Source organism: Acidovorax sp. 35-64-16, from assembly GCF_002281195.1.
GTDB classification, from domain to species: Bacteria; Pseudomonadota; Gammaproteobacteria; order Burkholderiales; family Burkholderiaceae_C; genus Acidovorax; species Acidovorax defluvii.
In genome coordinates, this window is the sequence record NZ_NCFM01000016.1 from 17,682 (window position 1) to 30,048 (window position 12,367).

General features: G+C 66.5%; 12 protein-coding genes. 7 read left to right on the forward strand and 5 right to left on the reverse strand.

What is annotated here, in order from left to right; all coding sequences use genetic code 11:
• Window positions 1–3: 3 nt before the first annotated feature.
• On the reverse strand, window positions 4–1,617 hold the full coding sequence (locus B7Y64_RS11950) for a Wzy polymerase domain-containing protein (RefSeq protein ID WP_291324402.1): 1,614 nt from the start codon (window positions 1,615–1,617) through the stop codon (window positions 4–6).
• Between the two features lie 176 nt (window positions 1,618–1,793).
• On the opposite strand from B7Y64_RS11950, the gene B7Y64_RS11955 reads away from it, so the two are divergent.
• From B7Y64_RS11955 to B7Y64_RS11970, 4 genes are all read left to right on the forward strand, one after another.
• Window positions 1,794–3,866 (forward strand): RNB domain-containing ribonuclease, encoded by a 2,073-nt coding sequence (locus tag B7Y64_RS11955; protein WP_291324403.1) that lies wholly within the window; start codon window positions 1,794–1,796, stop codon window positions 3,864–3,866.
• On the forward strand, window positions 3,863–4,747 hold the full coding sequence (locus B7Y64_RS11960) for an energy transducer TonB (RefSeq protein WP_291324404.1): 885 nt from the start codon (window positions 3,863–3,865) through the stop codon (window positions 4,745–4,747). The genes B7Y64_RS11955 and B7Y64_RS11960 overlap by 4 nt, the downstream gene beginning before the upstream one ends.
• An 88-nt stretch (window positions 4,748–4,835) precedes the next feature.
• A complete protein-coding gene (gene aroE / locus B7Y64_RS11965) occupies window positions 4,836–5,672 on the forward strand; it encodes a shikimate dehydrogenase (protein WP_291324405.1) in 837 nt (278 codons plus the stop codon).
• 13 nt (window positions 5,673–5,685) lie between these two features.
• Window positions 5,686–6,420 carry a transglycosylase domain-containing protein gene (locus tag B7Y64_RS11970; RefSeq protein ID WP_291324406.1) on the forward strand — a complete coding sequence of 245 codons (735 nt, stop codon included), beginning with the start codon at window positions 5,686–5,688 and terminating at the stop codon, window positions 6,418–6,420.
• Between the two features lie 97 nt (window positions 6,421–6,517).
• On the opposite strand, the gene B7Y64_RS11975 is transcribed toward B7Y64_RS11970, so the two are convergent.
• Both B7Y64_RS11975 and B7Y64_RS11980 read right to left on the reverse strand, forming a co-directional pair.
• On the reverse strand, window positions 6,518–6,985 hold the full coding sequence (locus B7Y64_RS11975) for a reverse transcriptase-like protein (RefSeq protein WP_291324418.1): 468 nt from the start codon (window positions 6,983–6,985) through the stop codon (window positions 6,518–6,520).
• 62 nt (window positions 6,986–7,047) lie between these two features.
• Window positions 7,048–7,296 carry a DUF3297 family protein gene (locus tag B7Y64_RS11980; RefSeq protein WP_024812867.1) on the reverse strand — a complete coding sequence of 83 codons (249 nt, stop codon included), beginning with the start codon at window positions 7,294–7,296 and terminating at the stop codon, window positions 7,048–7,050.
• A gap of 298 nt (window positions 7,297–7,594) precedes the next feature.
• Between B7Y64_RS11980 and ruvC the strand changes: the two genes are divergently transcribed.
• A complete protein-coding gene (gene ruvC / locus B7Y64_RS11985) occupies window positions 7,595–8,143 on the forward strand; it encodes a crossover junction endodeoxyribonuclease RuvC (RefSeq protein ID WP_291324407.1) in 549 nt (182 codons plus the stop codon).
• Between the two features lie 210 nt (window positions 8,144–8,353).
• On the opposite strand, the gene B7Y64_RS11990 is transcribed toward ruvC, so the two are convergent.
• On the reverse strand, window positions 8,354–8,839 hold the full coding sequence (locus tag B7Y64_RS11990) for a CZB domain-containing protein (RefSeq protein WP_111865619.1): 486 nt from the start codon (window positions 8,837–8,839) through the stop codon (window positions 8,354–8,356).
• 199 nt (window positions 8,840–9,038) lie between these two features.
• Between B7Y64_RS11990 and B7Y64_RS11995 the strand changes: the two genes are divergently transcribed.
• Window positions 9,039–10,070 carry an LLM class flavin-dependent oxidoreductase gene (locus B7Y64_RS11995; RefSeq protein WP_291324408.1) on the forward strand — a complete coding sequence of 344 codons (1,032 nt, stop codon included), beginning with the start codon at window positions 9,039–9,041 and terminating at the stop codon, window positions 10,068–10,070.
• A gap of 26 nt (window positions 10,071–10,096) precedes the next feature.
• On the opposite strand, the gene B7Y64_RS12000 is transcribed toward B7Y64_RS11995, so the two are convergent.
• Window positions 10,097–10,846 carry an SDR family oxidoreductase gene (locus tag B7Y64_RS12000; RefSeq protein ID WP_291324409.1) on the reverse strand — a complete coding sequence of 250 codons (750 nt, stop codon included), beginning with the start codon at window positions 10,844–10,846 and terminating at the stop codon, window positions 10,097–10,099.
• 233 nt (window positions 10,847–11,079) lie between these two features.
• On the opposite strand from B7Y64_RS12000, the gene gspF reads away from it, so the two are divergent.
• Entirely contained in the window at window positions 11,080–12,312 is a 1,233-nt protein-coding gene (gene gspF / locus B7Y64_RS12005; RefSeq protein WP_291324410.1) for a type II secretion system inner membrane protein GspF, read from the forward strand.
• Window positions 12,313–12,367: the final 55 nt, after the last annotated feature.

Consider the following 12,367-nt stretch of genomic DNA (forward strand, 5'->3'; position numbering starts at 1 on the left):
GGTTCATTGCGGCGTTGACGAGGCGAGGCGCTGGGCGCGCGCCCAGCGCGCATGGTCCTCGGGGTAGGCCACGCGGTAGCGCCGTAGCTGGAACGCCACCTCATCGTCCCGCCCCAGCAGCAGCGCGCTTTCTATCAGTTTCTCGATCACGCGGGGTTCGGGTGAAAAATGCAGCAACTCCGTGGCCAGCGTATGGACCTGCGACGCATTCTCGCGCGTCAGCGCGGTGGTGGTCAGCAGCGCAAAATCCACATGGTCGGTGAACAGCGGGGTGCCGGACACCTTGGCCAGGGTCTCCCCCTGGTAAGACGGCGCCCGAAATGCCATGGGTCGGTAGAGCTGGCTGACGCGGTAGTAGTCCCAGGCAATGCCTGCACCCACCACGCCTGCGGTCACCCAGACCACCGCAGCACCGCTCAAAAGTGCCGGCGAACGCACCCAGCCCAGCAGCGCCCGCCGACATAAAAGGGCCAGCGCCAGCACCGTAACCAGCTGAAAAGGGCCGTACCACAGGGGAAACTCCACCATGCTGTGCAAGCCGATGATGGCCAGCGCCCCCCAGGCCAGCTGACGCACCGCATCCGTCTCCTGCCACGGCCGGGCACGCACCACCCATGCCACCACGGCGCCGCATGCCACGGCGGCCACCGGCAGGCCCAGTTCTACGGCCAGGTGCAGCGGCAGGTTATGTGCGTTGTCCAGCAGCACCGAAAAGCGATCGCCCGGAAACAAGGTGATGTAGTGCGCATAGTCCAGTTCACCCCAGCCCCAGCCCGTCCAGGGCTTCTGGGCAATCAGATACAGCACGTTGGCCCATAGCTCCCGTCGGCTGCCCATGGACTGCGGATCGCTCGCGAGCCGGGCAAACACCCCATCGGTGGTAAAGCCCGTCCAGTCCAGCAAGAGAGCTGGCAGCATCCAGCCTGCCAGGGCATAAAGCAACAGCCCGATCACCGCCAGCCCCACGGCCAGGCGCCCACTGGTGCCACGCCAGAGCACCAGGAGCACAATCATCAGCACCCACTGTAGCGCCCCCGTGCGCGATGCCGTGGCCGCGCTGCCCGCTGCCAGCAGCGTGAGCGCCCACACCAGCAGCAGGCCCACCAGCCAGGACGGCCATGCACGGCCCCCACCCAGCAAGGCACGCTGCAGGGGCGTTGCCGACGCTCCACTTTCGGCGCCCATGCGCGCCTGCATCTGCACCACCAGCCACAGCAGTGCCCACACGCCCAGGCTCATCAACGATGCCTGCTGGTTGCGCTGGCGCAGGTTGCCGATGGCCTGCCCCGGCTCGGAAGGCTGCACCCAGGGCGCCAGTCCGGGGTCGCCCAGAAAATACTGCAGCAACCCGACCACCCCCCCCAGCAGGGCCGCCAACAGCAGGCCCACGGCCAGCTGCGATGCCACAAAAACACGGCCGTCGGCCGCAGGGGCCGCACCCGGCAAGCGGCGCAACCGCCAGGCCCGGCACACCACCACCAGCGCCAGCACAGCGCCGCAAGCCCACGCAGCCACCAAAGGCCAGAAATTGGACGAGGGAGGGTGGGAATACGAAAAAAGAAACGGCAAGGCCACTGCCAGCAGGGTCAGCGGTGCAGCAATGGCATCCAGACGCATGTCAATACAACCAGGGCACGGTGGAAAGCCACGGATCATAGGTGCACACCCGGGCATCGCCCTCAGAACCTGCACACCTTCGCACCCTGGTGCGTGGGCTGCACCGCGCCGCACACCTGAGCAGGTCCGGGCGCACCAATAATCCGCACCGCCGCGCCCATGGGAGAATGCCGCCCATGCACGCATTGTTTGAAGAAGCCGGCAAATTCATGGCCGGTCGCATCCTGTCCGAAGCTGAAAGCTCGGCCCAAGTCGAGCTCGATTCGGGCAAGCGGGTCAAGGTAAAGGCCGCGAACCTCCTGTTGAAATTTGAGAAGCCCGCGCCGTCGGAGCTGATGGCCCAGGCGCAGGCGCTTGCCCAGACCATCGAGCTGCCGCTGGCCTGGGAATTCGCCCCCGAGGACGATTTCGGCTTTGCCGACCTCGCCCGCGACTATTTTTCGGACAACGCCACGCTGACCCAGCAGGCCGGTGCGCTGTTGGCCCTGCACGAGGCGCCGCACTACTTTCGCCGCGCCGGCAAGGGCCGCTTCAAGAAGGCGCCCGCCGAAATCCTGCAGCAGGCGCTGGCCGCCATTGAGAAAAAGAAACTGATCGTGCAGCAGATCGCCGATTGGGCCGAGGCACTGGGTCGTGGCGAATGCCCGCAACCCATCCGCGAGCAGCTCTACAAGATACTGTTCCGCCCCGACAAGAACGCGCCTGAGTACAAGGCCGTGGTCGAGGCCAGCCGCGCCACGCACCTGGCGCCGCTCGATCTGCTGCAAAAGGCGGGCGCCATCGATTCGGCCTACCAGTTCCACTGGAAGCGCTTTCTGTTCGACAACTTCCCCAAGGGCACGGGTTTCCCGCAACTGGCAGCGCCGCAGCCGCCCGAAGACCTGCCACTGGCCCCGGTGCAGGCCTACTCCATCGACGACTCGCAGACCACCGAAATCGACGATGCCCTGTCGGTGCAGGGCCTGGGCACGGGCAGCGTGGTGCTGGGCATCCACATTGCCGCCCCCGGCCTGGCCATCGTGCCGGGCACACCGCTGGACCAGTTGGGCCGCAGCCGCCTGTCCACCGTCTACATGCCGGGCTACAAGATCACCATGCTCCCCGACGAGGTGGTGCAGATCTACACGCTGGACGAAGGCCGCGCCAACCCGGCGGTGTCGCTGTATGTCACGGTGAACGAAGCCACGCTGGAGATCACCGGCACCGAAACCAGGCTGGAGCGCGTGCCCGTGGTGGCCAACCTGCGCCACGACCAGCTCGACCACATCGTCACCGAAGCCTGGCTGACCGATCCGGCCGTTGAGGTCGAAAATACCCCGCAGCGCTTGCTGGATGTGCGCGACCAGCTATCATTTTTGCACCGTCTGGCCAAAAGCCTGAAGGCCCAGCGCGAAGTGGTGCGCGGCAAGCCCGAAAACTTCAACCGGCCCGACTACAACTTCCGCCTGGTGGGGAACGACAAGGCCGAACCCAACGGCTCGGAAACCGTGCAGATCACCACGCGCCAGCGCGGCGCACCGCTCGACCTGATCGTGGCCGAGGCCGCCATCGTGGCCAACAGCACCTGGGGCAGCTGGATGGCCGAGCTGGGCGTGCCCGGCATCTACCGCAGCCAGGCCAGCATGGCGCCGGGCGTGAAGGTGCGCATGGGCACCAAAGCGCTGCCGCACGCCGGCATTGGCGTGAAAAGCTATTCGTGGGCCACCTCGCCCCTTCGCCGCTATGTCGATCTGGTGAACCAGTGGCAGATCATTGCCTGCGTGCGCAATGGCAAGACGGCGGCCCTGGCGGCACCCTTCAAGCCCAAGGACGCCGAGCTGTTCTCCATCATCAGCAGCTTTGACGCGGCCTACAGCGCCTACAACGGCTACCAGGCGGGTATGGAGCGCTTCTGGACGCTCAAATACGTGGAGCAGAACGGCATCACCGAGCTCAACGCCACCGTGTTCAAGGAAGGCCCGGGCGGCAGCTTTCTGGTGCGGGCGGACGAACTCCCGCTGGTGTTTCCCGTGCTGGGTGCGCAAAACCTGCCGCGTGGCGCGCGCCTGAAGGTCAAGCTGGGCGAGGTGGACGAGATCACGCTGGACCTGCACGGCACCGTGATTGAGCGCCTGGACGATCCCGACGACACCAGCGACGACGGCCCGGTGGAAGATGCCGAGGACGACGAAGCCGTGGCCGGCCCCATCGCCATCGCCGTCGATGTAAACGAGGCCGAGACCGCCAGCCCCGAAAATCCAGCCCCGTGAAATCCCAGCCATTCCTCTCCCGCTTCACCACGCTGCAGCTCACGCTGGGCATTTCAGTGGCGCTGCACGCAGCGCTGCTGTCGGTGCGTTTTATCGACCCCGAAGGCTTCAACCGCGTGTTCCAGGACACTCCGCTCGAAGTCATCCTGGTCAACGCCAAGTCCAGCGAGCGGCCCGACAAGGCCCAGGCCATTGCCCAAGCCAACATGGCTGGGGGTGGCGAGGCCGACAAGGGCCGGGCCACCAGTCCCCTGCCTTACTCGGCCCTCACGGCGGTGGGAGACGATTTCGAAGAGTCGCAGCGTCGGCTCGATTCTCTGCAAGAGCAGCAAAACCAGTTGCTGGCGCAGTTGCGCAAGCAGCTGGCAAGCCTGCCCGAGCCCGATCTGCGCAAGCCCAGCCAAAGCGGCAGCCAGGTCTCCGAAGAAGAAAAACGCCGCCAGCTCGTGAAGCTGCTGGCCGAGATTGAAAAGCGCATCAACCAAGAAAACGCGCGCCCCAAGAAGCGCTACATCAGCCCCGCCACACGCGAAGAGGCGTATGCCGTTTATTACTCGGCCCTGCGCAGCAAGGTGGAGGACAAGGGCACCGAAAACTTCCCCGAGCAAGGCGGCCGCAAGCTGTATGGCGAGTTGACGATGATTGTGACCGTCAACCACGATGGGCGCGTTCTGGCTACCGAGATCGTGCAAGGCTCGGGCAACCGCGCGCTGGACCGGCAGGCCGAGGCCATTGCCCGGGCCGCTGGCCCGTTCGGGCACTTCAATGCCGAGATGCGCCGCCAGGCCGACCAGATTGCCATGGTGGCGCGCTTCAAGTTCACGCGTGACCAAACCCTCGAAACCAACCTCGAAGCCAACCCTGAAGGCCGTAGCCCCTGAGTAACAGCCTCCGACGGCCTCCGGTAGCCAGTGGCGCGCCAGACAACAACGCGCCCTGTCCGCCCCCCACCCCTTCACACCGCGTTCCATGAGTTCTTCCGCTGACCTGTATTGCGTGATGGGCAACCCGGTGGCGCACAGCCGCTCGCCCGCTATCCACGCCCGTTTTGCCGAGCTGACCGGCGAGCAAATGGTGTACGAGCGCTGCCTGCTGCCCATCGACGGCTTTGCCCAGGGCGTGCGCGACTTCATCGCACGCGGCGGGCGCGGCTGCAACGTCACCGTGCCCTTCAAGATCGAAGCCGCCGCCCTGGCCACGCACCGCAGCGAACGCGTGCAGTTGGCGGGCGCCGCCAACACCCTGGTGTTTGCGCCCGACGGCATCCACGCCGACAACACCGACGGCCTGGGCCTGGTGGCCGACATCACGCGCAACGCCGGTCTGGCACTGGCCGGGCGCGACGTGCTGCTGGTGGGCGCAGGTGGTGCTGCAGCCGGCGTGCTGGGTCCCCTGCTGCAGGCGGGCGTGCGCCACATCACCGTGGCCAACCGTACGCTGGCCCGGGCCCAGGCGCTGGTGCAGGCCCATGCCGGCCTTGCATCGCTACAAAAAGCAGAGCTACTTGCGCTTACGCCACAAGCGCTAGAGGCCAATTTTGACCTCATCATCAATGCCACCGCCAGCAGCTTGGCGGGGGACGCCGTTCCTGTGCCCGCCCATGTGCTGCGCACCGGCAGCATGGCCTACGACATGATGTATGGCCCGGCGGCGCAAGGCTTTCTTGACTGGGCGCGCCAGCACGGCGCCGTTCCCCGCGACGGCCTGGGCATGCTGGTGGAGCAGGCTGCCGAGGCGTTTGCCCTGTGGCGCGGCGTGCGCCCGCCATCGGCGCAAGTGCTCAAAGAACTGCAGGCCACGGTGTGAGCGGGTCACCACCATGAAAGCTCTACTGCGCTGGCTGGGCCTGGTGGTCATTGCCGTGGTGGCCCTGCAGCTGTTCTTTGTGGCGCGCATCGCAGCGATGGCCGTGGTCGCCCCGGAATCCACTGCCTTTCAGCGTTCCGAAATCTGGACGCAGCTGGCCAGCAAGGGGCAGGTGCGCTGGCGCCAGCAGTGGATGCCCTACACCCAGATTTCCGATCACCTCAAGCGCGCCGTGATTGCCTCGGAAGACGACAGTTTCGTCAACCACGACGGCGTGGACTGGAACGCCATCGAAAAAGCCTGGGAACGCAACGCCCAGGCCGAGGCGCAAATCGCCAAGGCCCAGGCCCGGGCGCCCGACAAGCCCGTGCGCGCACCCAAGATCCGTGGCGGCTCCACCATCACGCAGCAACTGGCCAAGAACCTGCTGCTCTCGGGCGAGCGCACACTGCTGCGCAAGGGGCAGGAGTTTGTGCTGGCATTGCTGCTGGAGCAACTGCTCAGCAAGCAGCGCATCCTGGAGATCTACCTCAACAGTGTGGAATGGGGCGACGGGGTGTTTGGCGCCGAGGCCGCAGCCCAGCATTACTTCAAGAAGCCGGCCGCACGCCTGTCACCGCAAGAGGCCGCACGCCTGGCCGTCATGCTGCCCGCGCCCAAGCGCTTCGAAAAGACGCCGGGATCGGCCTATCTGGCAGGGCGCACGCGCACCATCATGGCCCGCATGGGCAGCGCCGAGCTGCCCTGAAAAGGCGTAAAGGCAAGCGCCAGCACCGACGACTCACCGCAAGTGCAGTGCGCCCCAACCGGAGCGCCCCGTGGGCCCGGGGTGGCGCAACCGGTGCCTATTTCTTGCTTTTGCGCCGCTTGCCGAAAGCCTCGGCGGGCGGCTTGGGCGCGCACCCCAGCGCAGCGCGGGCCAGGGCATCGGCCTCTGCATTGCGGTGGCGCGGAATCCACTGCAGGCTCACCGCCGCAAACGACTGCAGTTGCGTGCGCGCCTCATCGAACAGGTCTTGCAGCCGCGCAATCGGCGCCACCGGCGTGCCGCCGAGCTGCTCCACCAAAATGCTGCTGTCGCTGTACACCCGCAGCGCGCTGGCGCCGCGCGCCCGCAACGCCCCCAGGGCCAATAGCAGGGCACGCAGCTCGGCCTCGTTGTTGCAACCCGTGGTGTGGGTTGCCTGCGCCAGCGTGTGGCGGGTGCCGTCGGGCGCGCAAAGCACCACACCCAGCCCCATGCGGCCGGGGTTGGGCATGGCGCTGCCGTCGCAGTAGATGATCCAGCGGCTGACCGGGGTGGATTCGGCCATCGGATGCATCGCGCAGGCCGCACCGCCCACGCCACCGGCGGGTGCCGTGGCGGGGATCGCCATCAGCGGTAAAACGCTTCCACCTTGCCCTTGAGCTTGATCAGCAGCGGCTTGCCCTTGCGATCGAGCGTCTTGCCTGCGGGCACCTTGACCCAGCCTTCGCTGATGCAGTACTCCTCGACGTCGAAACGGTCCTTGTCGTTCAGGCGGATGCCGATGTCGTGCTCGAAAACGGCAGCCACATGGTGCGGGCTGCGCGGGTCGATGGACAGGTGGTCGGGCAGCGGGGGAGCGGTATGGGCTTCGGTCATGAAAATCTTTGCGAAATGAATGCAGGAAACCGCTGATTTTCACGGATTTGACCGGGCCTGGTCCGGGGTGGCTCAATGCGGCGGCAGTTTCGGCAGGCCAGCACACAGGTCAGCCCGGCGCCGGGGCGGGTTCGGCAGCTGCCCCCGTATCATCGCCTTCACGCTGGCCCTGTGCGATACATGTCTGTGGGCCGGCACTGTGGTTAGCCGCTGCCGGGCGCCGCCGCACTGGTTTTTAGACAAAAATGGGCTGTAGCGCTTATCCATCAAGCGCAATCAGCTATTAATTTAATAGCAAATGAGAATTCTGGGAATTGACCCCGGCCTGCAGACCACGGGCTTTGGCCTGATCGATGTGGACGGCCACCGGCTGAGCTATGTGGCCAGTGGCACCATCCGCACCACCGCGCTGGCCCTGGGTGACCTGCCTGGCCGGCTGAAAGTGCTGTTCGACGGCATCAGCGAGGTGGCGGTGCGCTACCAGCCCGACGTGGCCACCGTCGAGATCGTCTTCGTCAACGTCAACCCCCAGTCCACCTTGCTGCTGGGCCAGGCGCGCGGCGCCGCCATTACCGCCCTGGTGGCCAGCAACCTGCCCGTGGCCGAATACACCGCGCTGCAGATGAAAAAGGCCGTGGTCGGCCATGGCCGCGCCGCCAAAAACCAGGTGCAGGAGATGGTGCGCCGCCTGCTGCAGCTGCCGGGCCTGCCCGGCACCGACGCCGCCGATGCGCTGGGCATGGCCATCACGCACGCGCACGCGGGCGCGGCCATGGCCCGGCTCGGCGAAGCGGCCACGCTGCAGCGGCGCCAGCACGCGATGTACAAGGGCGGGCGCAGCTACTGAACAGGCCCCTGCCGCAGCCCGGGGCTTTGTGCCGCTGCGGAACGCAGGCCATCGCCACAGCCCTCGGCACAGTGTCAAGGCACAGCCCTGCCAGACATTGCCAGCCTCCAGACGAACCGCAGGAGCAGATCCTGCCTTGCCTGAACCATCCGTCGCCCGCTGCAACACCGACGCCGCCGTTGAGGGGGCCATGGCACCTGACGACAAGGCTTATTGCCCCATCCCCCGCTTGAGTTCTTTGAGCAGCAACAGCACCTGGTTGGAGGCATGGCGGCAGCGGCCGTTGAGCAGCTGAAGGGCCTGGGTCTGGTCTCCCGCCTGAAAGCAGGTGATGACGGCGGCAGCCTGCTGGTGAAAATAGCGGTGGCGCGCCACCAGCATGCCAAACGCCGGGTAATGCCCCAGCCGTTCCTGGCCAGAACCGTTGAGCCAGCGGCCCAGGTCGCAGCGGTCGTCCTGGCAAATGCGCTCGGGGCGCATGACCTCGCTGGAGCGGCCATGCACCATGTCCTGCAACTGCAAACGCCAGCCTTCGTGGCTGATGATCGCCGCGTCGATGTCGATTTCGGTCATCAGCATGGAGGCGTACTCTTCATCCAGCACCAGTTCGCTGCCGTTGTCTTCCACGGCCCAGGTGGTTTCGGGGCTGGAGGAATCCTGCTCACGAATCCTGAAAAATCGACTGAAAAAACCCATGTTTCCCCCAATGCAAGGTGTCCGCCACACATCGCGCCAGGTTCGGCGGCAATGGATTTGAAACATTTTGTTTGCCCGCCGGTGTTTTGGCTACCAAAAAATGACACCTGCGTCGCACCGGCGGCCGACGACCTTGCACAAAGACCCGGCTCCCGCAGCAGCGGCAGCAGCCATTGCGCGCCGCGCCGACAATCAGGCCATGACTACCACCCCACGCCCCGCTCTTTCCATGCTCGATCTGGTCGCCGTGCGCGAAGGCGGCACCGTCGCCCAGGCGTTGCAGATCGCCCTGCGCACCGCGCAACACGCCGAATCGCTCGGTTTCAAACGCTATTGGCTGGCAGAGCACCACAACATGGCCGGCATTGCCAGCTCGGCCACCGCCGTGCTGGTGGGACACATTGCCGGGGGCACGCAGCGCATCCGCGTGGGCTCGGGCGGCGTGATGCTGCCCAACCATGCGCCGCTGGTGGTGGCCGAAGCCTTTGGCACGCTGGCCGAGCTGTACCCCGGCCGTATCGACCTGGGCCTGGGCCGCGCGCCCGGCACCGACCCCACCACCATGCGCGCGCTGCGCCGCAGCCGCGTGGAGACGGCCGACGACTTTCCGCAAGACGTGGCCGAATTGCAGCGCCTGCTGGCTCCTGCCGAGCCGGGCCAGCGCCTCATCGCCATGCCCGGCGCGGGCACCAACGTGCCCATCTGGCTGCTGGGCTCCAGCCTGTTTTCGGCGCAGCTGGCAGCCGAACGCGGTCTGCCCTATGCCTTTGCCTCGCACTTTGCACCGCGCATGCTGCACCAGGCCATTGACCTGTACCGCAATCTCTACCGCCCGTCGGCGGCCTGGCCCAAGCCCTATGTGGTGATTGGCGTGCCGCTGATCGCGGCGCCCACCGACGCGGAGGCCGAGTTTCTGGCCAGCAGCACCTACCAGCGTGTGCTGGGCATCCTGACGGGCGACCGCAGCCGCCTGCTGCCACCCATCGAGAACTTTGCCGCGCGCCTGCAACCGCAAGAGCGCGCAGCCATTGGCGATTTTCTGGCCGCCGCCGTCATCGGCGGGCCCGACACCGTGCGCGCCGGCCTGGCCCACCTGCACAAGGCCACGAGCGCCGACGAACTAATGCTGGTGAGCGATGTGTTCGACCCGGCGCTGCGCCTTCGTTCGCTGGACATCGCGGCCCAGGCGCATGCCGCGATGGCAGAGGGCAGCGAGGCCGTGAACGCCTGAGCGTTTCTCGGCGCCCTACCAGCACATCACCGTGCCAGGTAGCCGCCATCCACGGGGTAGTAAGCCCCGGTCACGAACGACGCCTTGTCGGATGCCAGCCAGGTCACCAGCTCGGCCACCTCTTCAGGCCGGCCCAGGCGGCCGATCGGGTGAGCGCTCACCAGCATGGCGTTGACACCAGCGTCCTGCTCCAGCCCGCTGATCATGGGCGTATGGATGAAACCGGGGCCCACGGCATTGATGCGCACGCCCTGTGCGCTGTATTCCAGGGCCGCTGCCTTGGTCAACCCCAACACGCCGTGCTTGGCGGCGGCGTACGCAGGCGAGGTGGCAAAACCCACCGCGCCCAGAATGGACGCCATGTTGATGACCGAGCCGCCACCATTTTTCAGCATGGCGGCGATCTGGTATTTCATGCCGTAAAACACGCCCGAGAGGTTGATGTTGATGACCTGATCCCAGCCGTCCAGCGGGTAGTCCGCCGTGGGCGCCTGCGGGCCACCAATGCCGGCGTTGTTGCACGCCACATCCAGGCGGCCATAGTGAGCCACCGTGCGGTTGACCAGTGCCTCGCAGTCCGCAGGCTTGCCCACGTCGGCCGCGACAAAAATGGCGTCTCCCCCCGCGGCACGCACCAAGGCGGCGGTTTCTTCGCCCGCCTGCACATTCACGTCCGACACCACCACCTTGGCGCCCTCGCGCGCCCACATCAGCGCCACCGCACGCCCGATACCCGACGAAGCACCCGTGACCAACGCCACCTTGTTCTTCAGCATGAAAGCTCCTTGTTCAGAACATCTGCAACCCGATGCCGCAGTTCGCTTTTCATTCTGCGCGCCCAAGGCGGCGCTGTCTTGACCTGAGTCATCGCTGCGGCGCCACCACAGCGCGTCGGCCGGGGCAGCAGCGAGCCGCTACCATCACGGACCGACGAATTTTTTGTCTGGGACCGCCAGTGGTGTGATTCACTGACCACCCAAACGCCTCTTTACTGCCCCCTTCGCATCGCATGCCCGCATTTTCCTTTGAAGCCCTGGACGCCCAGGGCCAGACCCGCAGGGGCCTCATGGAGGCCGACACGGCCAAGGCGGCGCGCAGCCTGCTGCGGGCCCAGGCGCTGGTGCCGCTGGCGGTGGAACCGGTGCAGACCGGCCAGTCGCTCGACGGCAGCTCGGCCAGCCTGGGCCAGCGGCTGTTCACGCGGCCGGTGTTTGGCGCCTCGGCCCTGGCCATCTGGACACGCCAGATCGCCGGGCTCGTCTCTTCCGGCCTGCCGCTGGAGCGCGCGCTCACGGCGCTCGCCGAAGAGGCCGACGACGAACGCCAGCGCCACCTGGTGGCCGCGCTGCGCGCCGAGGTCAATGCCGGCGCCACATTTGCCCGCGCCCTGGCGCAGCACCCGCGCGAGTTTTCGGACATTTACTGCGCCGTCATCGGCGCAGGCGAGCACAGCGGCAACCTGGGCCTGGTGCTGGAGCGCCTGGCCGACGACCTCGAAGAACGCCAGGCCCTGCAGGCCAAGCTGATGGGCGCGGCGCTGTACCCGGCCATCGTCACCCTGGTCGCCATCGTGATCGTGCTGTTTCTGGTGAGCTACGTGGTGCCCCAGGTGGCCAGCGTGTTTGCCGGCACCAAGCGCGCCCTGCCCTTCCTCACCGTGGCCATGCTGGGGCTGAGCGCCGTCGTCCGCAGCTATGGTTGGTTGATGCTGATAGCTATTGCATTTATAGCTATAGGCGCAAGATGGGCGTTGACTTTTGAGCATTTTCGCCAAAAATTTGACGCTGCCTGGCTGACCCTGCCCCTGGTGGGAAAACTGGCACGCGGCTACAACGCAGCGCGCTTTGCCAGCACCCTGGCCATGCTGGCCAGTGCAGGCGTGCCCATCCTCAAGGCCCTGCAGGCCGCCGCCGAAACCCTGAACAACCGCGCGCTGCGGGCCGACGCGCTCGACGCACTGGTGCTGGTGCGCGAGGGCGCGCCGCTGGCCTCGGCGCTGGCCCAGAAAAAACGCTTCCCCGGCCTGCTGGCCATGTTTGCCCGCCTGGGCGAACAGACCGGCCAGCTGCCCGTGATGCTGCAGCGTGCCGCCACGCAGCTGTCCACCGAAGTGCAGCGCCGCGCCATGCAGCTGGCCACCATCCTGGAGCCGCTGCTCATCGTGGCCATGGGCCTGATCGTGATGCTGATCGTGCTGGCGGTGCTGCTGCCCATCATCCAGCTCAACCAGTTTGTGAAGTGAAGTGCACCCCCCTGTGGCGCTGCGCGCCTTCACCCCCTCTCTCGCCTCGCTGCGC